General features: G+C 34.8%; 18 protein-coding genes. 8 read left to right on the top strand and 10 right to left on the bottom strand.

What is annotated here, in order from left to right; translation table 11 throughout:
- The first annotated feature begins 114 nt into the window (after positions 1–114).
- Positions 115–4,620, top strand: coding sequence for a glutamate synthase large subunit (gene gltB / locus V1468_RS01550; RefSeq protein ID WP_331808499.1), 4,506 nt, complete (start codon positions 115–117; stop codon positions 4,618–4,620).
- Positions 4,621–4,623: 3 nt separating this feature from the next.
- Entirely contained in the window at positions 4,624–6,090 is a 1,467-nt protein-coding gene (locus tag V1468_RS01545) for a glutamate synthase subunit beta (protein ID WP_331808498.1), read from the top strand.
- 32 nt (positions 6,091–6,122) lie between these two features.
- On the opposite strand, the gene V1468_RS01540 is transcribed toward V1468_RS01545, so the two are convergent.
- From V1468_RS01540 to V1468_RS01495, 10 genes are all read right to left on the bottom strand, one after another.
- Positions 6,123–7,085: a hypothetical protein gene (locus V1468_RS01540; protein ID WP_331808497.1), complete on the bottom strand. Its 963-nt coding sequence runs from the start codon at positions 7,083–7,085 to the stop codon at positions 6,123–6,125.
- Positions 7,086–7,335: 250 nt separating this feature from the next.
- Positions 7,336–8,634 (bottom strand): threonine synthase, encoded by a 1,299-nt coding sequence (gene thrC / locus V1468_RS01535; protein ID WP_331808496.1) that lies wholly within the window; start codon positions 8,632–8,634, stop codon positions 7,336–7,338.
- Positions 8,631–9,551: a homoserine kinase gene (locus tag V1468_RS01530; protein ID WP_331808495.1), complete on the bottom strand. Its 921-nt coding sequence runs from the start codon at positions 9,549–9,551 to the stop codon at positions 8,631–8,633. The genes thrC and V1468_RS01530 overlap by 4 nt, the downstream gene beginning before the upstream one ends.
- 6 nt (positions 9,552–9,557) lie before the next feature.
- Positions 9,558–12,005 (bottom strand): bifunctional aspartate kinase/homoserine dehydrogenase I, encoded by a 2,448-nt coding sequence (gene thrA / locus V1468_RS01525; protein ID WP_331808494.1) that lies wholly within the window; start codon positions 12,003–12,005, stop codon positions 9,558–9,560.
- Between the two features lie 20 nt (positions 12,006–12,025).
- Positions 12,026–13,291 carry a threonine ammonia-lyase IlvA gene (ilvA, locus tag V1468_RS01520; protein ID WP_331808493.1) on the bottom strand — a complete coding sequence of 422 codons (1,266 nt, stop codon included), beginning with the start codon at positions 13,289–13,291 and terminating at the stop codon, positions 12,026–12,028.
- Positions 13,291–14,796 carry a ketol-acid reductoisomerase gene (gene ilvC, locus V1468_RS01515; RefSeq protein WP_331808492.1) on the bottom strand — a complete coding sequence of 502 codons (1,506 nt, stop codon included), beginning with the start codon at positions 14,794–14,796 and terminating at the stop codon, positions 13,291–13,293. Before ilvC ends, ilvA begins: the two co-directional genes overlap by 1 nt.
- Positions 14,797–14,808: 12 nt before the next feature.
- Entirely contained in the window at positions 14,809–15,336 is a 528-nt protein-coding gene (gene ilvN / locus V1468_RS01510; RefSeq protein WP_331808491.1) for an acetolactate synthase small subunit, read from the bottom strand.
- Between the two features lie 2 nt (positions 15,337–15,338).
- Positions 15,339–17,072, bottom strand: coding sequence for a biosynthetic-type acetolactate synthase large subunit (gene ilvB / locus V1468_RS01505; RefSeq protein WP_331809334.1), 1,734 nt, complete (start codon positions 17,070–17,072; stop codon positions 15,339–15,341).
- A gap of 140 nt (positions 17,073–17,212) precedes the next feature.
- Complete coding sequence (gene ilvD, locus V1468_RS01500) at positions 17,213–18,892, bottom strand: dihydroxy-acid dehydratase (RefSeq protein ID WP_331808490.1); 1,680 nt, start codon at positions 18,890–18,892, stop codon at positions 17,213–17,215.
- The gene (locus V1468_RS01495) at positions 18,889–19,776 is read right to left on the bottom strand and encodes a branched-chain amino acid transaminase (RefSeq protein WP_331808489.1); all 888 of its coding nucleotides are present in this window, start codon (positions 19,774–19,776) and stop codon (positions 18,889–18,891) included. The genes ilvD and V1468_RS01495 overlap by 4 nt, the downstream gene beginning before the upstream one ends.
- 536 nt (positions 19,777–20,312) lie before the next feature.
- Between V1468_RS01495 and kduI the strand changes: the two genes are divergently transcribed.
- Genes kduI through V1468_RS01465 form a run of 6 tightly spaced genes read left to right on the top strand, consistent with a single transcriptional unit; the run spans position 20,313 to position 25,139 of the window.
- Entirely contained in the window at positions 20,313–21,152 is an 840-nt protein-coding gene (kduI, locus tag V1468_RS01490) for a 5-dehydro-4-deoxy-D-glucuronate isomerase (RefSeq protein ID WP_331808488.1), read from the top strand.
- Between the two features lie 10 nt (positions 21,153–21,162).
- Positions 21,163–21,918: an SDR family oxidoreductase gene (locus V1468_RS01485; RefSeq protein ID WP_331808487.1), complete on the top strand. Its 756-nt coding sequence runs from the start codon at positions 21,163–21,165 to the stop codon at positions 21,916–21,918.
- 13 nt (positions 21,919–21,931) lie between these two features.
- On the top strand, positions 21,932–23,332 hold the full coding sequence (gene uxaC / locus V1468_RS01480; RefSeq protein WP_331808486.1) for a glucuronate isomerase: 1,401 nt from the start codon (positions 21,932–21,934) through the stop codon (positions 23,330–23,332).
- A 10-nt stretch (positions 23,333–23,342) separates the two neighbouring features.
- Positions 23,343–23,690 (top strand): cupin domain-containing protein, encoded by a 348-nt coding sequence (locus V1468_RS01475; protein WP_331808485.1) that lies wholly within the window; start codon positions 23,343–23,345, stop codon positions 23,688–23,690.
- 10 nt (positions 23,691–23,700) lie between these two features.
- Complete coding sequence (locus V1468_RS01470) at positions 23,701–24,681, top strand: TRAP transporter substrate-binding protein (protein ID WP_278006254.1); 981 nt, start codon at positions 23,701–23,703, stop codon at positions 24,679–24,681.
- 2 nt (positions 24,682–24,683) lie between these two features.
- Entirely contained in the window at positions 24,684–25,139 is a 456-nt protein-coding gene (locus V1468_RS01465; protein WP_331808484.1) for a TRAP transporter small permease, read from the top strand.
- Position 25,140 lies beyond the last annotated feature (1 nt).

Genomic DNA, 25,140 nt, shown 5'->3' with positions numbered 1-25,140 from the left:
ACTAGGGCATGTTATTAGATATTTCATGAAAAGTGATTTAGCTTTTTTCAAAATCAAAAATTAGCACCTATCTTAGTTAATCACTCAGGTATAATTTAGAGCAAAAAATAAGTGATGATGCTAAAGAAACAAGGACTTTATCTGCCAGAATTTGAACACGATAATTGTGGAGCAGGATTTATATGTAGTTTAACAGGAAAACGTTCTAATGATATTATTCATAAGGCGTTAGAGATATTAGTCAAATTAGAGCATCGTGGTGCAGTAAGCGCAGATGGTGTAACGGGAGATGGAGCAGGAATTTTAATCGATATTCCTCACAAATTTTTTGAAAAATCTTGTGACTTTAAATTGCCAGAGCCAGGTGATTATGCCGTTAGTAATGTTTTTCTACCAAGGAAGAGTAATCAAAGGGAGTTTTGTGTCAATGTTTTTGAGTCTGAAATTGAAAAACAAGGTTTAGAACTTTTAGGTTGGAGAGATGTCCCTGTAAATAGTGAGGTTTTAGGTAGAATTGCAAAAACTACAGAGCCATTTGTAAAACAAGTTTTTATTGGAAAATCTGATGATGATCAATCTGATTTTGATTTCAAGTTAAAACTATATGCTGCTAGAAAAATAGCTGAGCATACTATATATGATTCTAAATTATCAGAATCCCAATTTTTTTATGTGCCGAGTCTATCCACTAAGATTATAATCTTCAAAGGCTTACTAAAGCCAGAACATATTAATGAATATTATTTAGATTTATTTGATACGGATTTAGATACTAGACTGGCGCTTGTGCATCAACGTTTTTCTACTAATACATTCCCAACTTGGGATTTGGCGCAACCTTTTAGATACATCTGTCATAATGGTGAAATAAATACCCTGAGAGGAAATGTGTCGCGTATGTTTTCTCGTGAAGAGATAATGGAGAGTCCACTTTTTGGTGATGACATTAAAAAGATTATTCCAACAATTTTAAAAGGAAAATCGGATTCGGCAACCTTAGATATGGTAGTAGAGTTATTACTTATGACAGGTCGCTCACTACCAGAAGTTATGATGATGTTAGTGCCAGAAGCTTGGGAGAAAAATCCTGATATGTCTGATGCTAAAAAGGCATTTTACGAATATAACTCGTGTTTGATGGAACCTTGGGATGGACCGGCTTCAATTCCTTTTACAGATGGAAATTATATTGGTGCGGTATTAGATAGAAACGGTTTAAGACCATCTAGATATACGGTTACTAAAAATGGAAATGTGGTGATGTCTTCAGAAACAGGTGTGGTAGATATCAAGCCTGAAAATGTAAGCTTTCACGGACGTTTGGAGCCAGGTAAAATGTTTCTGGTTAATATGAATGAAGGCCGAATCGTTAATGATGAAGAAATTAAAGAAGAGATTGCAGCAAAACACCCATACAGAAAATGGCTAAACGATAATTTAGTACATCTAAAAAGTATTTCTGCTAAACGAGGTCCAATAAAGTATGATGAAATTGAACTAAAAAAACGAAAAATAGTTTTTGGTTATACCAGAGAAGATTTAAATACTATTATAAAACCAATGGCTCAAAATGGTAAGGAGCCAATAGGTTCTATGGGAAGTGATACTCCTATAGCTGTTTTGTCAGAGCGTCCGCAGTTGGTTTATAACTACTTTAAGCAAATATTTGCCCAAGTTACCAATCCACCTCTAGATGGTATCCGTGAAGAATTGATTACTGATATCAGCCTAACGCTAGGTAGTGATGTTAACCTTTTTGATATTAGTCCTGAGCATTGTAGGAAGCTTAAGATTCAAAATCCTGTAATTTCAAAACACGATTTAGATAAAATCAGAAATTATGATACTAATCCTAACTTTAAAGTTGAATCGATTTCCATTCTATATGAAGTTAATAGAGGCTTAAATGAGTTAGAAGTAGCTCTTGAAAATCTTATGTCAAAGGCATCAAAGGCTATTGATAATGGTGCTAATATTATTATTCTTTCAGATCGCTATGTTGATGAAAATCATGCGCCAATTCCAGCACTTTTAGCCTGTTCTTATGTTAGTCATGCATTGCATAAATTAAAAAAACGATCAAAAATCAGTTTAATTATTGAATCAGCAGAACCTCGAGAAGTGCATCATTTTGCACTATTATTTGGTTTCGGTGCGAGTGCTGTAAATCCGTATATCGTTAATGAAATTGTTCAAGAGCAGGTTGACTCAGATGAAATTTCTGAGTTGAAATATATAGAAGCTATTAAAAATTACAACAAGGCAATTGGTAAGGGGATTCTTAAAGTAATGAATAAAATAGGTATTTCAACTTTAAACTCATATCGTGGATCGCAGTTGTTTGAATGTATTGGGATCAACACACAGACTGTAGACAAATATTTTCCGAATACTCCAACTCGAATTCAAGGTATTGGTTTAAGAGAAATAGAACAGGAAATAGTAAAACGTCATAGAAAAGCCTTTCAGCCTAATGATGACCAAGCAGATATTGAAATTGGTGGAGATTACAGATGGAGACGAGGTCAAGAAAAGCACATGTTTAATCCGTTAACTGTTGCTAAACTTCAAGAAGCTGTAAGAACAAATAAGGCTACAACTTATAAAGAATATTCTGAGTTGGTGAATAACCAATCCAAGAGTCTCATGACTATTAGAGGACTCTTTGAATTCGATCAATATGATCCAATTCCTTTAGATGAGGTAGAACCTTGGACAGAAATCGTAAAGCGTTTCAAAACAGGTGCCATGTCTTATGGTTCAATTAGTAAAGAAGCTCATGAAAACTTAGCTGTTGCCATGAATAGAATTGCTGGGAAGAGCAATTCTGGTGAAGGAGGCGAAGATCAAGAGCGTTTTTATAAAAGTTCTCAAGGTGATTGGAAAAATTCAGCGATCAAGCAAATCGCGTCAGGTCGTTTTGGTGTGACTTCAAATTATTTGACTAACGCGAGTGAGATTCAAATTAAAATAGCACAAGGTGCAAAGCCTGGTGAAGGTGGTCAGTTGCCAGGTCCTAAAGTAAATCGTGAAATTGCCAAAACACGGAATTCTACACCTTATGTTGGACTTATTTCTCCGCCTCCGCATCACGATATTTATTCCATTGAAGATTTATCACAATTAATTTACGATGCAAAATCAGCAAACAGAGATGCAAGAATTAATGTAAAATTAGTTTCGGAAGTTGGTGTTGGAACCGTTGCGGCAGGTGTTGCTAAAGCAAAAGCTGATGTGATTTTAATTTCAGGTTTTGATGGTGGTACAGGAGCTTCACCATTAACATCATTAAAACATGCAGGGTTACCTTGGGAATTAGGTATTGCCGAAGCTCAACAAACTTTGGTGATGAATGACCTAAGAAACCGTATTGTTTTGGAATGTGATGGACAATTAAAAACAGGTAGAGATGTCGCTATTGCATGCTTGCTTGGTGCTGAAGAATTTGGTTTTGCAACAGCACCATTGGTAGCTTCAGGATGTATTATGATGCGCGTTTGCCATCTCAATACTTGTCCTGTTGGTATTGCAACTCAAAACCCTGAGTTGCGTAAAAAATTCAAAGGCAAGCCAGAGCATGTGGTAAATTATATGTACTTCGTAGCGCAAGAACTGCGAGAGATTATGGCGTCTTTAGGCTTTAAAACGGTTAATGAAATGGTAGGTCAGGTTCATAAGCTGAATAGAAATAAAGCAATTGAACATTACAAGGCTTCAGGGATCGACTTAACTCCGATTTTACATAAAATTGATGTGCCTGAAGGAACAAAACTCTATAATACAACGACGCAGGATCATCATTTAGAAAGCCATTTAGATTTTCAGATTATAAAACAAGCGCATCAAGCTTTGTTCAGAAAACAAAAAACAACTTTAGAAATGCCTATCACTAATATAGATAGGGCTGTAGGTGCTATTGTTAGTAATGAAATTTCAAAAATTTATGGTGCGGATGGCCTTCCAAATGATACTATAAATATTGATTTTTATGGTTCGGCAGGTCAGAGTTTTGGCGCATTCGCTACTAAAGGTTTACGATTTACGGTTCATGGAAATACTAATGATTATTTGGGTAAAGGACTTTCGGGTGGAAAGCTGATTATTAGAGTTCCAGAACAAAGTACAATTGTTCCAGAAGACAATATCATTACAGGAAACGTAACGCTTTATGGTGCTACTTCAGGTGAAGTTTACATCAACGGAAAAGCAGGTGAGCGTTTCTGTGTAAGAAATTCTGGAGCTAAAGCTGTGGTTGAAGGTATTGGAGACCATGGTTGCGAGTATATGACAGGTGGAGTTGCAGTCATTCTGGGTGAAGTAGGACGAAATTTTGGTGCTGGGATGAGTGGTGGAATTGCTTATGTTTTAGATAAAAATAACAACTTCAAACAAAACTGTAACGGTGAAGATTTAAATATAGATTACATCATTTTAAAAGGTGATGATAGTAAACAATTACGAGGCTTAATTCAAAATCATTTTGAAGCTACAAACAGTCCTTTGGCAAAACGAATTCTTGAAAATTGGGAAACCTATCTGCCAAAATTCAAGAAAGTACTTCCAGAGGAATACAGACAGGCCTTAATACGATTAGAAAACGAAAAATTACAAATAGCGTAAGACATGGGAAAGATTACAGGATTTCTAGAATACGAGCGTCAGGATGAAACTTACGAAGCACCAGAAAAGCGTATAAAAAACTACAAAGAGTTCACTATTCCTTTAGAAGAACAGGAACTTAAAGCTCAAGGAGCACGTTGTATGGATTGTGGCATTCCTTTTTGTCACAGTGGTTGTCCGTTGGGTAATTTAATACCAGACTTCAACGATTATGTTTATAAAGGCAATTGGAAAGAAGCAGCGAAGATATTACACAAAACAAACAATTTTCCGGAATTTACAGGAAGACTATGTCCTGCTCCATGCGAAGAAGCGTGTGTTTTGGGTATTAATGAAGACCCAGTGACCATAGAAAATATTGAAAAAAATATTGTTGAAACAGCTTTCAAAGAAGGTTGGATTACGGCACAACCACCTAAAGTACGAACTAAGAAAACGGTTGCTGTTATTGGTTCTGGACCTGCTGGTTTGGCTGCTGCGCAACAATTAAATAGAGCAGGACATTATGTTGTGGTTTACGAGCGTGATTCTAAAGTTGGTGGCTTGTTGCGTTATGGAATTCCAGATTTTAAAATGGAAAAACATATTATAGATAGACGCGTAAAAGTTTTGGAAGAGGAAGGTGTCATTTTTAAAACTAATTCACATGTAGGCATAGATGTCGACGCTTCAAAATTAAAAGAAGAGTTTGACGCTATTCTACTCTGTGGCGGAGCTACAGTGAGACGACATATTCCAATTCCAGGTGCAGATTTAAAAGGTGTGCATCAGGCGATGGAATTTCTAAAACTCAACAATGAATATGTTGATGGAGTCGCGGATTTTGAAAATATCATTTCAGCTGAAGGTAAAAATGTTATTGTTATTGGAGGAGGAGATACAGGAAGTGATTGTATAGGTACATCTAATCGTCATGGTGCAAAATCAGTGACCAATTTCGAAATTTTGAGTAAACCACCAGAAGGTCGTCCAGCACATCAACCATGGCCATATTGGCCAATGAAGTTGAAGACGACGTCTTCGCATCAAGAAGGTGTAGAACGCTTTTTTAGTATTTCAACCAAAGAATTTATAGGTGATAAAAAAGGCAACCTGAAAGGCTTAAAAACGGTTGAGGTAGAGTGGCTGTTTAAAGAAGGTGAGCGACCGCAATTAAAAGAAATACCAGGAACTGAAAAGACTTGGGATTGTGAATTAGCTTTATTAGCACTTGGTTTTACAGGTTCTGAGAAAACGTTAGCCGAACAGTTTGGTTTAAAAATGGACTTTAGAACTAACATTGAAGCTTCGACTAAAGATTATGCTACAAATGTTTCAGGAATTTTTGCAGCTGGCGATATGCGTAGAGGTCAATCTCTAATTGTTTGGGCAATTTCTGAAGGACGACAAGCGGCACATCATGTTGATGCTTATTTAATGGGCGAATCTAATTTGCCTTTAAAGGATGGGTTTGATTTACCCAGAGTGTAACGATACAAATTATTATGTTGAAATAGGGTTGGCTATTCATTATATTCATAAAGCATATAATCAACAATTACAATTCCTCTGTTTTTGAGATTTAGGATTAATGATTTCCAGTGTTTGTTTTTTAATGAAGCGCCTTGAAATGATTTAATGTTATAGTTTTCATCTATAATTCTAATTGAAGGTTCTTTTTTGAGCTTTTGCTCAAAGTATATCACCTTCACTTTTTCAAGATTAATTCTTTTTTTAAGATTAAGAAAAATATTGTTTTTAACAATTAGATAGTTTTGGTTTAGTTGGAAATAATAAGATTTTAATCCAAGGATAAATAGTATTAATGCAGGGAAAACCCAAAAAAATAAAAAGCCTATAGTTGTTATAGACTCCCATTTTATTAATAAACCAATTCCGAATATAGAAATTATAAATAAAGCAAATATGCCATCAAATGATAAAATAAAAATGCCTTTAAATGTCTTTTTATTAAAGTGAATTTTATTAGTTCTGGCACTTAGTTCATTATATGAGTTAATGATGTTTAATTGATTTTTGGAATTGAGTAACTGTCTAATTTTAGGCATGTTTGAATAATACTTTGAATAAAGTGTTAAGGTCGTTCCGTTTTTTAACGTAATACACAAAGCATCTTCTTGTAAATATTGCCACAAGATTTTTTCTAACTCAGTTTCAATTATAGAAATTTCTTTAACAGATTGCCAGGAATAAAATTTTTTTCCAAAAATATTTTTTACTTCTAGTCCTTTGTCAAAGAATATATATTGTTTAAATGTCTTTAAATAATACCTAAATGACCAAAATAAAAGTAATAGAAAAATAACTATAGTCCATATTGGTGTCAATATAGATGTTTTTTCATCTACCATATTTATAGAAGCAAAGGTGATGACTGTAGATAAAAAGCAAACAAGTAGAATAATTATTATTGGTTCAACAATAACATGTCTAACAGAGAATTTGCTATGAAGTTTAGTGGTCAAATTTTATGGTAATGTCTTAAAATATAAGTCAAATAAAATATGAAATCGTTACATTCTATTTCGGAAATTTTGATTTAATCCTGTCTAAATACAAATTACCAATACTCTAATATGTTTATATTGTTTTGAAGTTTAATAGAATAGGTGAGGAACATCCGAAATATCTTGTAAATTCATTATTGTGGAAACCTCTATTTTTGTTGAATTCATTATGCTAAACCATGATTAAATACGAAGGCTTTAAAAATGTTTATTTTAATAAAAATTCTTTTAATTCCTTATAATCTGAGATAATCGTGCTCTTCTTTTCTTTGTGTAGAATAGATTTTATTTGAGAAGGCATTTCCATATTGTTTACTATTTGTTCTGGCATTACTGGTAAGAACTTAATAGGATGTGCTGTTTCTAAAAAAATACCATAAGAATCAGGATGTTGAGTCATGTAGTTTTTTAGTGCTAAATAACCAATAGCTCCATGAGGATCTGCGATGTAATCATGATGTGTTTTTAAATGATTGATAGCATCAACAGTTTCAGAATCTGTGTAGCTGAAGCCAGAAAGGTTTGCTTTTAATTGCGTAAAATTGTTGTTGTGAAGTGCTTCAATCCTAATAAAATTACTTGGCGCACCAACATCCATAGCATTGCTAATTGTAGCAACTGAGGCTTTGGTTTGGTAATTTCCTGTTTTTAAATATTCTGGAACAATGTTATTTGCATTTGTGCCTGTAACAAAATGATGAATAGGTAAGCCTAATTTTTGTGCCATCATACCTGCGCAAATATTTCCGTAATTACCGCTTGGTACCGAGAAAACTAGTTTTTTATCCTTTTGTTTTAATGTTTTAAAAGCAAAGAAATAATAAAACATCTGCGGTAACCATCTTGCAATATTTATGGAGTTTGCTGAGGTCAATGTTCTGGCTGTTTTTAAGTCTTCATCTAAAAATGCAGTTTTAACCATATCTTGGCAATCATCAAAAACACCATCAACTTCAAGTGCTTTAATATTTTGGCCAAGCGTTGTAAGTTGTTTTTCTTGTATATCGCTAACCTTTCCACTTGGATATAAGATGACAACATCCACGCCATCTACACCTAAAAAACCACTAGCAACAGCACCACCAGTGTCTCCTGAAGTGGCTACCAAAACCGTAACCTTATTTGTGTTTTTATTTTTACTGTTGAAATAGCCAAGACAACGTGCCATAAAACGTGCTCCAACATCTTTAAATGCCATAGTTGGTCCGTGGTACAATTCTAATGAAGCTATGTTTTTATCAATTTCAACTAACGGGAAATCAAAACTTAAAACATCTTTTAGAATTGATTTTAAATCTTCTTCATGAATTTCATCTCCAACAAATTGTTTAATGGCTTCAAAAGCAATGTCAACATGGCTTAGGTTTTCAATATTTTGAAAGAAAGACTCTGGTAATTGTTGAATTGTCTTTGGAAAATATAAACCCTTATCAGGTGCTAATCCTCTAACAACAGCTTCTTCAAATATAACTTCTGGTGCGTTATGGTTAAGGCTAAAATATGTCATTGAATTCGTGTTCCGGTTTTACTTATATGAGATACGTAAGTGCTATAATCTATGCCAGAATTTTTATAAACGGCATCCATTGCTGTTTCAACTTTTTGGGCAGTTTCAAGATTTTTACTTAGTGCGAAAATTGATGGTCCAGAGCCAGAAATACCAGCTCCCAAAGCACCTGCAGCAATTGCAGATTGTTTAACATCGTCAAAAAGTGGAATTAATTTTTTTCGGTTAGGTTCTGCTACCAAATCAACCAAAGAACGACCAATTAAATCAAAGTCATTACTATGTAAACCGCTGATTAGTCCACCTACATTAGACCATTGTGTAATTGCTGTTTTTAAATCGATTTGTGTTGGTACAACTTTGCGCGCATCTTCAGTCTTTATTTCAATTTGAGGATGGATAATTGTAGCAACCAAATTTGTAGGTGTAGGTATGCTAACAATATCTAAAGGCTCGTAGTTTTTAACCAGAATAAAGCCTCCGTAAAGTGCTGCAGCAACATTGTCTGCAATGGCAGAGCCACAAGCAGCTACTTCGCCTTGCATGGCAAAAAGGGTTAATTCTAAATTTGAATATTTATTACCTAATAATTGATTTACAGCAAAAGCAGTACCTGAAGCACTTGCAGCACTACTTCCTAATCCGCTACCAGGCTTAAAGTTTTTAAAAATTTGAATGTCTAATCCGAAGTTGGCTTTACTGTCTTTAAGCATGAGTAGAGCAACAACTCCAGCAACATTTTTATTGGCTTCATAAGGGAGATTAGCGCCTTCGATTTTAGAAATGACAACGTCTTTGCTGTCTGTTTTAGTGAAAATCATGTCGTCTCCTAAAGTTTCTAATGCAAAACCCATAGCGTCGTAGCCACACGATACATTGGCAACAGTTGCAGGAGAAAACACTTTAATTTGATTCATGATTTTTTAATTTCTTCCTAAAGTAATAATATCTCCAAATAAACCAGAGGCTGTAACTTCTGCGCCAGCACCAGCACCTTTTATAATTAATGGTTGTTCTGTGTATCGTTCTGTGAAGAATAATACAATATTGTCTTTTCCTTTTAGGTTGTAAAAAGGATGTTCTTTGTCAATCTCTTTTAATCCAACGCTTGCCTTTCCGTTGTTAAATTCAGCAACGTATTTTAACTGGCAATTGTTGTTTTGTGCTGATTTGTATAGTTCGCTAAAGTGTGAAGCTTCAGTTTTTAAGGTGTTGTAGAAATCATCAACAGTCCTAGCTTCTAAACTTTCTTTAGGTAAAAACGATTGGTTTTTAATGTCTTTTAAATCGAGTTTGTAGCCAGCTTCTCTGGCGAGAATTAATATCTTTCTGGCAACATCTACACCACTGAGATCTATTCTTGGATCAGGCTCTGTGTAGCCTTCTTCTTGAGCTTGTTTTACGATGTCATGAAAACTACTCGTATCATCAAAATTATTGAATATGAAATTCAGACTTCCTGATAAAACGGCCTGAATAGAAGTGACCTTATCACCTGAGTTAATAAGGTTGTTTAATGTGTTGATTACAGGTAAACCTGCGCCAACATTAGTTTCGAATAAAAATGAAGCATTATATTTTCTTGATAAATCCTTCAGTTCTTTATAATCTGAATATTTTGAAGAACAGGCAATTTTGTTGCAAGCTATAACCGAAATACTTTCTCTTAAATAATTTTTGTAAGTTTTTGCAACGTCTTCGTTTGCTGTAACGTCAATAAAAATGCTATTGCTGAGGTTGAGTTCTTTTATAGTGTCAAAAAATAATTTATGAGATTGTTTTTTGCCTTTTTGTAATTGCTCGTTCCAAGTGTTTAGGTCAATGCCTTCTTCTTCAAAAATCATTTTTTTTGAGTTGCTTATGCCAACAACTCTAACATTAAGTAGAAGATTTTCGTTAAGATAATCTTGTTGTTTTTTGATTTGATTCAATAAAATACCACCAACATTTCCAACACCGACAATAAACAGATTGAGTGTTTTAATTTGTTTTTCAAAAAAGCGATTGTGTAATGCTGTGAGTGCTTTTTTTATGTCTTTGTGAGAAATGACGGCTGAAATGTTTCGCTCAGAAGCGCCTTGAGCAATAGCTCTAACATTGACATTGTTGTTGCCTAGAGCTCTAAACATTCTGCCACTAATTCCTTGGTGACTTTTCATGTTATCTCCAACAACAGCAACAATGGCTAAGCCATCTTCAACGAGTAAAGGCTTTATTTTCTTTTTAGAAATTTCGTAAACAAATTCTTCATCCACAATATGTTTTGCCTTTTTAGATTCAGAGCTAAAAACACCAACACAAATAGAATGTTCTGATGACGCTTGGGTAATTAAAACCACATTGATGTTGTTTCTTGATAGCGCGGAAAATAAACGCTTAGAAAACCCAGGAACACCAACCATACCGTTACCTTCTAAAGTCAATAAAGCTATATTTTCAATATGACTTATACCTTTAACAGGTTGCTTTTTGTCTTTACCTTTTTTTGTGATTAAAGTGCCTTTTTCATCAGGTGAAAATGTATTCTTTATGAGAATCGGAATCTTTTTCTGCAAGGCTGGTTGAACAGTAGGTGGATACAGTACTTTGGCACCAAAATGTGACAATTCCATGGCTTCCTGATACGAGATTTCTTCTATCGGAAATGCTTGTTTCACCAGTTTAGGATTCGCAGTGTACATGCCACTAACATCAGTCCAAATTTCTAGTACATCTGCTTTAACAGCTGAGGCAATTAAAGCTGCTGTGTAGTCAGAGCCACCTCTTCCTAATGTTGTGGTTTCGTTGTTTTTGTTTCTGGAAACAAAACCTGGTAGCACAACAATTTTATCTTTATTCTTTTTGAAAAATGAAGAAATATTACTTGTGGTTTCCTTGGTTTTTACGGCTGCATTAGTGAATGTAGAGTCTGTTAAAATCAGTTCTCTACTGTCTTTTAAGGAGGCGTTTTTTACAGTTTGTTGTAATGCTTCGGAAATGATGTATGAAGATAGTAGTTCGCCAAAACTTACAATTTTATCAATGGTTTTGTTGGAAAATTCGTTGATAAGATAAAGCCCTTGAAGAATTTGTTTTAATTCTTCAAGTTTGGTGTTAACTTCATTTAAGGCTGCTTGTTTGTTTTTGTTGTCAATTAATTCTTCAACAGTGTTAATGTGGCGATTGACAATATTTTGAAATACTTCTATGTACTTCTCATCTTTGTTTGTAGCAAGATTTCCGGCTTCAATAAGCATGTCTGTTGTGCCTCCTAAAGCTGAAACCACAACTGCAATCTTATTTTTTTTAGATTCACTTTCTAGAATCTTTATAACCTTTGATATGTTTTCTGCGTTGGCAACTGAAGTGCCACCGAACTTGAGGACTTTCATCTATTGTTCTTTTTTAACAATTATATTAAAAATTGAAATAAATCGGGCTTGTTATTTAGATAATCTCCGTAGAATTTATGAAGTTTCATTTTGGTGATTAAGGGTTCTAAATCTTCAGGCGATTTTAATTCTATACCAACAACTGCGGAACCTGTATCTCTGTTGGATTTTTTTGTGTATTCAAAATGAGCGATGTCATCGTTTGGTCCTAAGATTTCAACAACAAATTCTTTTAAAGCTCCAGCGCGTTGCGGAAACTTTACAATAAAATAGTGTTTTAGGTTAGAGTAGAGTAGTGCACGCTCTTTTATTTCGGCAGTACGTGTTATGTCGTTATTGCTGCCACTAATTATGCATACTACATTTTTGCCTTTTATTTCATCTTCATACATATCTAATGCAGCTATACTCAATGCGCCAGCAGGTTCGGCAACAATAGCTTCCTTGTTGTATAACTCTAATATAGTCTGACAGATTTTACCTTCATCTACAGTAATAACATCATGAAGCGTTTCTTTGCAGATTTCAAAAGTTAAATCTCCAACACGTTTTACGGCAGCACCATCAACAAAATTTTCTATGTGATTGAGTTCAGTGTTTCTATTATTTTTTATTGAAGTAGACATTGAAGGTGCTCCTTTTGGTTCTACGCCAATAATTTTAGTTTGAGGAGAAAGTTCTTTGAAAACTGAAGACAATCCAGCGGAAAGTCCACCACCTCCAATAGGAACAAAGACATAATGAATAGGATGTGTTTTAGTTTGGTCGATAATTTCTAATCCAACGGTAGCTTGCCCTTCTATAACTTTTTTGTCATTGAAGGGATGAATAAAAGCTTTGTTTAACTCTTCGCATTGCTTCATAGCAGCATGGTAAGCATCATCAAAACTATCGCCAACTAAAATGACATCTATGTATTCTTCACCAAACATTTTTACCTGTTCTATTTTTTGGTTAGGTGTTGGGGAAGGCATAAAAATGGTGCCTTTAATCTTCAAAATTTTGCAGGATAAGGCGACACCTTGGGCATGATTACCAGCACTGGCACATACAATGCCATTTTCAATTTCGGTATCTGTTAAGGATGCTATTTTATTATAAGCTCCTCTGATTTTATACGAGCGTACTTCTTGTAAATCTTCTCTTTTGAACATGATGTTACACTCATATTTTTTTGAATGTTGCATATTGTTGATAAGCGGTGTCACAGAAGCAATACCTTCAAGTCGACTTGCGGCTTGTTCTACAGATTTTAAAGATGGTTTGTATGTGGTGCGTGTTTCCATTATGCTAGGACAGAATCTTGAGTTTTAGTTTCTTCTGTTTTTATCACTTTCATTGCGGTCATTGCGGCACGTAGACGCTTACCAACGGTTTCGATAGGATGATTTCTAATAGCATCATTCACTTTGATTAATTCGATATTATCAACACCTGTTTTTGTTGAAAAAGACTTCCCTATTACTGAAGCATCTACCGTTTTCATAAAATCTGCAAGCAAAGGTTTACATGCATGATCAAATAAATAGCAACCATATTCTGCAGTATCAGAAATGACGCGATTCATTTCAAACAACTTTTTACGTGCAATTGTGTTTGCAATAAGTGGTAACTCGTGTAACGATTCGTAGTAAGCAGAATCTTCGATTATTCCTGCGCTTACCATAGTTTCAAAAGCAAGTTCTACTCCAGATTTTACAAATGCGACTAACAACACACCATGATCAAAATACTCTTGTTCTGTGATGTGATCTGAAGTTAATTCGGTTTTTTCAAAAGCAGTTTCACCTGTTGCAGCTCGCCATTTTAATAGATTTACATCATCATTTGCCCAATCTTCCATCATAGTTTTTGAGAAATGACCAGAAATGATATCGTCCATATGTTTTTCGAATAACGGACGCATGATGGTTTTTAATTCTTCAGACAATTCAAAAGCTTTAATTTTTGAAGGGTTTGACAATCTATCCATCATGTTTGTAATGCCACCATGCTTTAACGCTTCAGTAATAGTTTCCCAACCAAACTGAATTAATTTTGCAGCATAACCAGCATCAATTCCTTCTGCAACCATTTTGTCAAAAGACAAGATTGCACCAGTTTGCAACAAGCCACATAAAATGGTTTGCTCGCCCATTAAATCAGATTTTACCTCAGCTACAAAAGACGATTCTAAAACGCCTGCTCTATCGCCACCTGTTGCAACTGCGTAAGCTTTTGCTTGCGACCAACCTTTGTTTTCTGGATCGTTTTCTGGATGGACTGCAATTAATGTTGGCACACCAAAACCACGCTTGTATTCCTCACGGACTTCGGTTCCTGGACATTTTGGTGCAACCATAATTACCGTAATATCTTTACGGATTTGTGTACCTTCTTCAACGATATTAAATCCATGCGAGTAGCTTAACGTTGCGCCTTTTTTCATTAAAGGCATCACTTGGTTAACTACATCTGTATGTTGTTTATCTGGTGTTAAGTTTAACACTAAGTCTGCTGCTGGGATTAAGTCTTCGTAAGTCCCAACATTAAATCCGTTATCGGTTGCGTTTTTGTAGGACGCACGTTTTTCATCAATAGCTTGCTGACGTAGAGCATAAGAAATATCTAAACCAGAATCTCTCATGTTTAATCCTTGGTTTAATCCTTGTGCGCCACAACCTACGATGACTATTTTTTTATCTTTTAATGCAGCTACGCCATCTTCAAATTCTGAAGCTTCCATAAATCTGCATTTCCCTAATTGTTCTAATTGTTTTCTTAATGGTAATGTGTTAAAATAATTTGCCATTTTAGTTTGTTTTTAGTGTTGAAAAGCTTCCAACATTTTAGTTATTTCCATTGGTGTTTTGGTAACTGCAATTCGTCCAGAACGGGTAAATTGTAAAATTCCAAAAGCACTTAATTCTCTGTGTAACAATTCTATTTCGCTACGTCTTCCTGATTTTTCAAGTACAAAAAATTCTTTATTTACAGTGACAATTCTTGCGTTACTTTCTTTAATAATATTTTGAATTTGGCGTTCTTCAAACAATAAATCTGATTTGATTTTGAACAAACAAGACTCTTGATAAATGGTTTCTTCTTCGGTGTGATAATAAGCTTTAATCACCTCAACTTGTTTTTCAATCTGACCAATAATTTTTTTCATTTGATCTTCGGTTAACTTCACTACTATGGTCCATTTAGACACATTTTCAATTTCTGAAACTGAAGAATTTATACTTTCAATATTGACGTGTCTACGTTGAAATATTGCCGAAATACGATTTAATAACCCGATATTATTTTCGGTATAAATAGAAACGGTATATAATTTATTTTCACTCATAATTACTCTAATCTTACGTCTGAAACACTTGCACCTGTTGGTATCATCGGGAATACATTATCCTCTTTTTCAACCATAACTTCTAAGAAATATGCACCTTCGGTTTCCATCATTTCTTTTACAGCATGGGCTAAATCTTCTCTTTTAGATACGCTTTTAGCATTAATATGATAGCCTTTAGCAATTGCTACAAAATCCGGATTTTCCATTTCTGTAGAGGCATAACGCTTATCAAAAAACAGTTGTTGCCACTGTCTTACCATACCTAAAAAATTGTTATTTAACACCACAATTTTTACAGGTACTTTAGTTTGAAATATGGTTCCTAACTCTTGGATAGTCATTTGGTAACCTCCATCACCAGCAATCATAACCACATCACGTTCTGGTGCGCCCATTTTTGCACCAATTGCAGCTGGTAAGGCAAATCCCATAGTCCCTAATCCGCCAGACGTAATGTTACTTTTAGAGACGTTAAAATCGGCATAACGACAAGCAATCATTTGGTGCTGACCAACATCGCTAACTATAGCAGCTTCACCTTTGGTTTGTACATTAATCTCTATAAGCACTTCGCCCATAGTCAAGCCATCTTTTGAAGGATGCAAATCGTTTTTTATGACTTTATCAAATTCAACTTGATACAAATCTTTAAATTTTTGATGCCATTCTGTATGTGAATTTTCTTTTAAAAGCGGAAGAATTGCCGCCAAAGTCTCTTTTGAATTCCCTAAAACAGGAACATCTGCTTTTACGTTTTTATCAACTTCAGCTGGATCAATTTCAAAATGAATCACTTTTGCTTGTTTAGCATAAGTTGCTAAATTTCCTGTGACGCGATCATCAAAACGCATTCCGATTGCGATTAAAACATCACACTCGTTAGTCAACACATTTGGCGCATAATTACCGTGCATACCAACCATGCCAACATTTAATGGATGCGTTGAATGAATTGCCGAAGCACCTAAAATAGTCCAAGCCGAAGGTAAACCTGCTTTTTCAATAACAGCTTTAAATTCAGCTTCAGCTTCACCTAAAATCACACCTTGTCCCCAAACAACAAGAGGTTTTTTTGCATTATTTATTAATTCTGCTGCAGCTTGTAAAGTGTTTGGATTAGTTTCAGGAATTGGTTTATAACTTCTAATTCCTGTACATTTTTCGTATTTAAAATCGAATTCTTCAAATTGTGCATCCTTAGTAATGTCTATTAAAACTGGTCCAGGACGACCACTTTTTGCGATGTAAAATGCTTTTGCAATGACTTTAGGAATTTCTGAAGCTTTTGTGACTTGATGGTTCCATTTAGTCACAGGTGTAGAAATACCAACGATATCGGTTTCTTGAAAGGCGTCACTACCTAATAAATGCGAGCCAACTTGACCTGTTATACATACCATTGGCGTACTATCTATTTGCGCATCTGCAATACCTGTGATTAGGTTGGTTGCTCCAGGACCAGAAGTAGCCATAGCAACACCAACTTTACCTGAAATGCGCGCGTAACCTTGGGCAGCGTGCGTTGCACCTTGCTCATGACGTGTTAAGACGTGATGAATTTCATTTTGAAATTTATACAACTCGTCATAAACAGGCATAATTGCACCACCAGGATAACCATAAAGTACATCTACACCTTCTGCTATTAAGCTTCGAACAACCGCTTCGCTACCCGAAATGCGGATAGTTTTTGAAGTTGATTGCTCGTTGTTTTTTATTGTTTTTGTTTCCATAAATTCCTGCGCAGGCAGGAATCTCATCCTACCTTTTTAATTTTTATGTTTTCTCGCGCGTTGCTTGAGTTTTTTTATTTTGTCTTAATAATTTATTTTATGTTCATCACTCTTTAGATTCCTGCTTTCGCAGGAATTTGTTAAAACTCGTCGGTTACGCAACCTTTGGATGCAGACGACACTGTTTTAGCATATTTGTAAAGGACACCACGATTAAATTTTAATTCTGGTGCTTTCCATGATTGTTTTCTTTGTGATAATTCTTCTTCTGAAACTTCTAGTTGAATGGTATTGGTTTCAGCATCTATTGTGATAAAATCGCCATCTTTAACTAATGCAATTGTACCACCATCTTGAGCTTCTGGCGTAATGTGACCAACTACAAAACCATGTGTTCCACCAGAAAAACGTCCATCTGTAATTAAAGCTACATCTTTACCCAAACCTGCACCCATAATGGCTGCAGTTGGCTTAAGCATTTCTGGCATTCCTGGTCCGCCTTTTGGCCCTTCGTATCTAATAACAACCACATCACCTTTTTCTACTTTACCATCTCTAATACCATCGTTTGCTGCGTATTCGCCTTCAAACACTTTTGCTTTTCCGCGAAAGCGTAATCCTTCTTTTCCTGTGATTTTTGCAACACTTCCATCTTCAGCTAAGTTGCCGTACAACATACGCAAGTGACCTGAGATTTTTATAGGCTCTTCGATTGGTTTTATCACGTCTTGACCTTCGGTTAAATCATCAACGTCTAATAAATTTTCAGCTAATGTTTTTCCAGTTACAGTTAAACAGTCACCATGAATTAAGCCTTTTTTCAATAGATATTTTAAAACTGCAGGAATACCACCAACGCGATGCACGTCTTCCATTAGATATTTTCCGCTAGGTTTTAAATCGGCTAAAAATGGTGTGTTGTCACTAATATTTTGAAAATCTTTTAAAGTGAAATCTATATTTGCCGCTCGTGCAATTGCTAAAAAGTGAAGCACTGCATTTGTCGATCCGCCTAAAATAGTCACCAAACGAATAGCATTTTCTAAAGATTTGCGTGTAATGATATCGCTTGGTTTAATATCTTTTTCGATTAGCAATCGCATCGATTCGCCAGCTTTTATGGCTTCTTGTTTTTTCTCTTCGCCAGTTGCTGGATTTGATGAGTTGAAAGGTAAGGCCATTCCTAAAGCCTCAATTGCTGACGCCATCGTATTTGCAGTATACATTCCGCCACAAGCACCAGCGCCAGGACAAGCTTTTTCAACTATATTTTGATATTCGCTTTCATTCATAGTACCAGCGACTTTGCTTCCCCAAGCTTCGAAAGCAGAAACGACGTCTAGTTTTTTTCCGTTATGACAACCAGAATCAATGGTTCCACCATAGACTAAAATACTTGGTCTATCTAAACGAATCATCGCCATTAATGCTCCTGGCATATTTTTGTCACAACCAACTACGGTAATTAGTCCGTCGTAACTCATGGCTTGCACAACGGTTTCCATAGAATCTGCAATAATATCTCGTGACGGTAAAGAATAACGCATACCTGGTGTACCCATGGAAATTCCGTCACTTACACCAATGGTATTAAAAATTAAGCCTACAACATCTTTATTTTTTGTGCCTTGCTTAGCGAGTTTTGCTAAGTCATTTAAATGCATATTACATGGATTACCTTCGTAACCTGTACTTGCGATACCTATAATGGGTTTATAAAAATCTTCTTTGGTTAATCCAATAGCATGCAACATTGCTTGTGCTGCTGGTTGCGTTGGATCTTGTGTTACTGTTTTACTGTATTTATTTAGTCGACTCATAAAGTTGTACTAGTTTTTCTGGTTTCCAAAACTTCATTTTTATACAAGTGCATTAAATTATAGCCATGGGTTGTTTCCCATTTTTTAGGAAACAGATAATCGTCAATAGATTGCAAACCTACCACTTCGGCTGCTGTTCCTGTAAAAAAAGCACTATCTGCTTCTTTTAATTCTTCTAATGTGAAATATTTTTCTACCACTTCAATCCCTTCTTCTTTACAAATATCCATTACTGTTTGTCTGGTAATGCCAGGCATAATATTGCCTTTGGGAGGAGTATATAGTACGTTGTCTTTTTCAATAAAAACGTTGGCGCCTGAACACTCTGCTACATAGCCATTCATATCTAAAAGCAATGCTTCATCGTAGCCACCATTTTTGGCTTCATTAGTTGCTAATATTGAATTAGTATAGTGGCCAGTCACTTTAGCATCAACAATGCAAGATTTTGGGTTTGGTCTTTGGTATTGTGAAGTTTTTACCTTTAATAATTTATCACCCATATATTTTCCCCATTCCCAACATTGAATGGTTAAAAAGCTTTCTTTAGAACTAAGTAAGCTCATATCAGCACCTGTTGTAAGGAGCGGTCTTATGTATGCATCTTCCAGGTTGTTTTTTTTCAATAAACTATAGGTTATTTCAATGAGCTCTTCTACTGAATAATTTACAGGAATATGCATGGCTTTTGCGCCATAGCACAATCGTTCGTAATGCTCTAAAGCTTTAAAAATTCGAGCTCCATTGGCTGTTTTGTATGATCTGATTCCTTCAAAAATTCCATTACCATAGTGAAGACTTTGGCTGTAAGGGTTTATTAAGACATCATAGGCATTAATAAACTCTCCATTGTGAAATACGATGCTATCTTCCTTTTTGTACATAATATTAATTCATAAAAAAATGCCTTCCAAATTACAGGAAGGCATTTTTGCGATTTATTTAATAACACCATCCTATCATTGCGAAATAATCACAATAATTATAATAGAAATGATATTAATGGTTTGTTTTTTCATAAATGTCAAACAAATATTTAAAATAAATAACAGATATCCTAACATTTTTTTAAATAACTGACTTTAATTATAAAAAAGTAAAATAGAGTCTTTTGAAGTGAGAGGGCTTTTTTATTTGTTGTCATCAGTGTTGTTATAAAAAAAAGCAATATTTAAAAAAAGTGTTTTTTATTTTAGAGGTAAATGTACAAATGTGGACATTTATTGATTTTTTTTCTAATTAAATTATGGGAATAAAATATTTTTTATTTTAGGTGTGATAAAATATAAATTGAAATAATCATGTATTTCATTAAATTATCAAAAAAACAATTACTATTTTAACAAATTCATAATCCGAAAATAGCAGTTTACATAATTATTTATATATTTGTGTAATCGATTACAATTAAAATAAAATTATGTCAAAATACGATACAAGATACGCGTCTAGTCCGCAAGCTGTAAAAAAGTACGATACTCAAGAATTAAGAGATGAATTCTTAATTGAAAAGGTAATGAAAACCGATGAATTAAGATGGGTTTATTCGCATTATGATAGATTTATGGTTGCAGGGCTTGTTCCAGTTAATAAGAAAATAAAATTAGAAACTATAGACCCTCTAAAAGCTCCTTTTTTTCTAGAACGAAGAGAATTAGGAATCATCAATGTTGGTGAATCTGGAGATGTAAATGTAGATGGTACAGCGTACGAATTAGGTCACAAAGAAGCTTTATATCTGGGTCAAGGTAATAAGGAAGTTGAGTTTTCTAGTAAAGACGGAAGTAATCCTGCAAAATTTTATTTAAACTCTACACCTGCTCACAAAAAATTTCCAAACAAAAAAATTGGGATTAATGATGTTGAGGTTATAGAATTAGGTTCTGCAGAAACAGCTAATGCCAGAACACTTAGAAAATACATTGTAAATAGTGTTGTTGATGTATGTCAATTACAAATGGGAATGACAACCATAAAAACAGGTAGTAGCTGGAATACTATGCCAGCTCATGTGCACGATCGTAGAATGGAAGTATACTTTTACTTTGAAGTTCCAGAAGATCAGGCGGTAAGTCATTTTATGGGTGAACCTCAAGAAACAAGACATATCTGGATGGGTAACGAAGAAGCTGTAATCTCACCACCTTGGTCTATACATTCTGGTTCTGGTACTGCTAGCTATTCTTTTATTTGGGGAATGGCAGGTGAGAACCTAGATTACGGAGATATGGATGTTTGTAAAATCAACGAATTAAGATAAGCATATATTTATGTTCGATTTAACCGGAAAAACAGCATTGGTGACTGGCTGTAAAAGAGGTATTGGCTTTGCTATGGCAGAAGCTTTAGCAGAAGCTGGCGCAGATATTATTGGTGTGTCAGCATCTCTGGAAAAAGAAGGTTCTGCAATAGAACAACGTGTTGAAGAGCTAGGGAAAAAGTTCTCAGCTTATCAATGTGATTTTTCAAGTAGAGATTCATTATATAGCTTTATAAAGGCTGTAAAATCAGACCACTCTAAAATAGATATTTTAGTTAATAACGCAGGCACTATTTTAAGAAAACCAGCAGCTGAACATCCTGATGAGTATTGGGATAAAGTGATTGAGGTAAACTTAAATGCGCAATTTGTATTAAGTAGAGAAATAGGAAAAGATATGGTTTCTAATGGTTCTGGTAAGATTATTTTTACAGCATCATTACTGACTTTTCAAGGCGGAATTACAGTTCCAGGTTATGCGGCTTCAAAAGGTGCTATTGGTCAGTTAACGATGGCACTTTCTAACGAATGGGCTTCAAAAAATGTACAGGTTAATGCTATTGCACCAGGTTATATCGCAACAGATAATACCGAAGCGTTGCGCAACGACGAAGACAGAAGTCAATCCATTTTAGCAAGAATTCCTGCAGGAAGATGGGGAACACCAAAAGATTTTAAAGGACCTATAGTTTTTTTGGCTTCAGAAGCAAGCGACTATATGAGTGGCTCAATTTTAACCGTAGATGGCGGTTGGATGGGTCGATAAATTTTCAAAATAGATGAAACAGTTTATACACGATAATTTTCTTTTAGAAAATAAATATGCTGAAGAGTTATATCATAACTATTCAAAAAATCAACCTATAATAGATTATCATAATCACTTACCTCCTCAAGAAATTTTAGAGGATAAAGTGTATAATAATCTTACCAAAGTATGGATCAATGGTGACCATTATAAGTGGAGAGCCATGCGTACTTTAGGTATTAAAGAAAAATTTATTACAGGTGATGCTTCAGATAAGGACAAGTTTATGCATTGGGCAAAAACAGTACCTTATACAATGCGTAACCCATTATATCATTGGACACATTTAGAATTAACAAGGTACTTCAATGCAACCGATTTACTAAATGAAAAAACAGCTGAAAGAATTTATGAATCTACTTCAGAGCAATTAAGTTCTTCAGATTACAGTTGTAGAAATTTACTTCGCAAGGTTAATGCCGAATTGGTTTGTACCACCGAAGATCCAATTGATACACTAGAGCATCATCAAGCACTTGCTAAAAGTGATTTTGAAATCAAAGTAAGTACAGCGTTTAGACCAGATAAAGCTATCCTAATAGCAAGTGAAGGTTATAATGATTATATGGATGCTTTAGCAAAAGCGGCCGATAAAGATATTTCTAACTATCAAGATTTAAAAGACGCATTACGCAGTAGAATTGAATACTTCAATAATAATGGATGTAGATTGTGTGATCATGGTTTAAATCAAATTTCTTTTGTTGGCTATACAGATAATGAAGTTAAAACGATTTTCAAGAAGAAAAGAGCAGGCGAGATATTGTCAAAAGATGAGGTGCTTAAGTTTGAAACAGCTATTCTTTTATACCTGTCAGAAACGTATCATGAATTTGGCTGGGTACAACAATTTCATTTAGGAGCATTAAGAAATAATAATGCACGTATGCATAGTATTCTCGGACCAGATACAGGTTGGGATTCTATTGGAGATTATCCGCAAGCTGAAAAATTATCTGCATTTTTAAATGCATTAGACGGAAAAGATAAACTCACAAAAACCATAATTTATAACTTAAATCCTGCTGACAACGAAGTTATGGCGACCATGATAGGTAACTTTAACGATGGTAGTGTAAAAGGAAAAGTTCAGTTTGGTTCTGGTTGGTGGTTTTTAGACCAAAAAGATGGTATGACCAAGCAAATGAATGCCTTGTCTAATATGGGATTAATTAGCTGCTTTATTGGTATGCTTACCGATTCGCGTAGCTTTTTGTCATTCCCAAGGCACGAGTATTTCAGACGTTTGCTTTGTAATCTTTTAGGAGACGAAATTCAACGTGGTGAGTTGCCAAAAGAGGAGCTGGAATGGATTGGTAAAATCGTTTCAGACATCAGTTATTTTAATGCTAAAGAATATTTTAATTTTTAATTAGAAACGCATGTCTGACGAAGCTGTTTTTTTTGAGCAAGACAAGATAGAGTGGGAAGTTTTAGATGATAAAATTAGCCGTCAAATTGTTGGTTATGATGATACAATGATGATGGTTAATGTAAAGTTTAAAAAGGATGGTGTAGGTCAAATGCACAATCATTTTCATACACAAACCACATATATTTCCAGTGGTAAATTTGAAGTGACTATTGATGACAAAAAGAAAATTCTTAAAGAAGGGGATTCTTTTTTTGTGCCATCAAACGTTATGCATGGTGTTGTTTGCTTGGAAGAAGGCATGCTGGTAGATGTTTTTAATCCAGTAAGAAAAGATTTTTTAGAGAATAAAATTTAAAAGAGAAATTATGAAGAACGTATTCCAGCATTTTATTCTTTTAATAGCAGTGACGCTTACCGCATTTAGTTGTAGCGATACAAGCGATGTAGAAACTATTAAGTTGGCACATAGCTTAGACGTTAATCACTCTGTGCACAAAGCCATGGTGAAAATGGGAGAGGATTTGGCTGAAATTTCTGGCGGAAAAATGCAGTTAGAAATATACCCAAGTCAGCAATTAGGAACAGAGCGCGAGTGTATAGAATTGCTTCAAATCGGAAGCTTGGATATGACAAAAGTTTCCGTAGGTGTTATGGAAAATTTTGCACCACGTATGAAGGTTTTCGGTTTACCATATTTATTTAGAGACAGAGCACATGCTTTTGAAGTTTTAGACGGACCAATTGGTCAGGAGCTATTAGACGAAGGTACAAAGTACTGGATTAAAGGAATGTGTTATTACGATGCTGGTAGCAGAAGTTTTTACACTAAAGATAAGCCTATTAATTCTCCAGAAGATTTAAAAGGACTTAAAATTAGAGTAATGGAGAGTGTTACGGCAATGGATATGGTAAAAAGTTTAGGTGGTTCGCCAACACCAATTTCTTGGGGAGAGCTTTACACATCTTTACAACAAGGTGTTGTAGATGGAGCAGAGAATAACCCTCCAAGTTTTTATTTATCCAGACACTATGAGGTTTGTAAATATTATTCGTTAGATGAGCATACCGTTTTACCAGATGTACTAATCATAGGAACACATGTTTGGGATCGTTTATCTGAACAACAAAAGAAATGGCTTCAGCAAGCTGTAGATCAATCTGTATCTTATCAACGCGAATTATGGGCAGAAGCAGAAAAAGAAGCTTTAGAAGAAGTTCAAAAAGCAGGAGTAACTGTGGTAAGACCAGACAAATCTAGCTTTGCAAATGATGTAGAAGGAGTTTACGAAGCATACAGCAAAGATGATGATATGAAAGATCTTATAAACCGCATAAAGAATAACTAATAATGAGAAAAAAGATAGATAAGATTTTAGGAAACCTTCTCATTGTTATTATGGGAGTTATGGTAGTCAATGTAATTTGGCAAGTATTTACAAGGTTTGTTGTAGGTACGCCAAGTTCGTTTACAGATGAGTTGGCCAGATACCTTATGATTTGGCTGGGTATTCTGGGTGCAGCTTATGTTTCAGGAAGAAACATGCATGTTGCAATTGATGTATTACCTCAAAAAGCTTCAAATAAGACACAAAAATACCTAAAGTTAGTCGTATACGTGCTTATTATTTTGTTTGCATTGTTTGCTATGGTAATTGGAGGTTGCAGATTGGTCTACATTACCTATGTTTTAGATCAGCAATCACCAGCATTACAAATTCCTTTAGCCTTTGTGTATTTAGCAATTCCCGTAAGTGGATTACTAATCATTTACTATAAAATTTCAGACATCATTAATATCGAATAAC

Source organism: Winogradskyella poriferorum (assembly GCF_036553625.1).
GTDB lineage: Bacteria > Bacteroidota > Bacteroidia > Flavobacteriales > Flavobacteriaceae > Winogradskyella > Winogradskyella poriferorum.
This window is presented reverse-complemented; position numbering and strand designations above follow the sequence as displayed.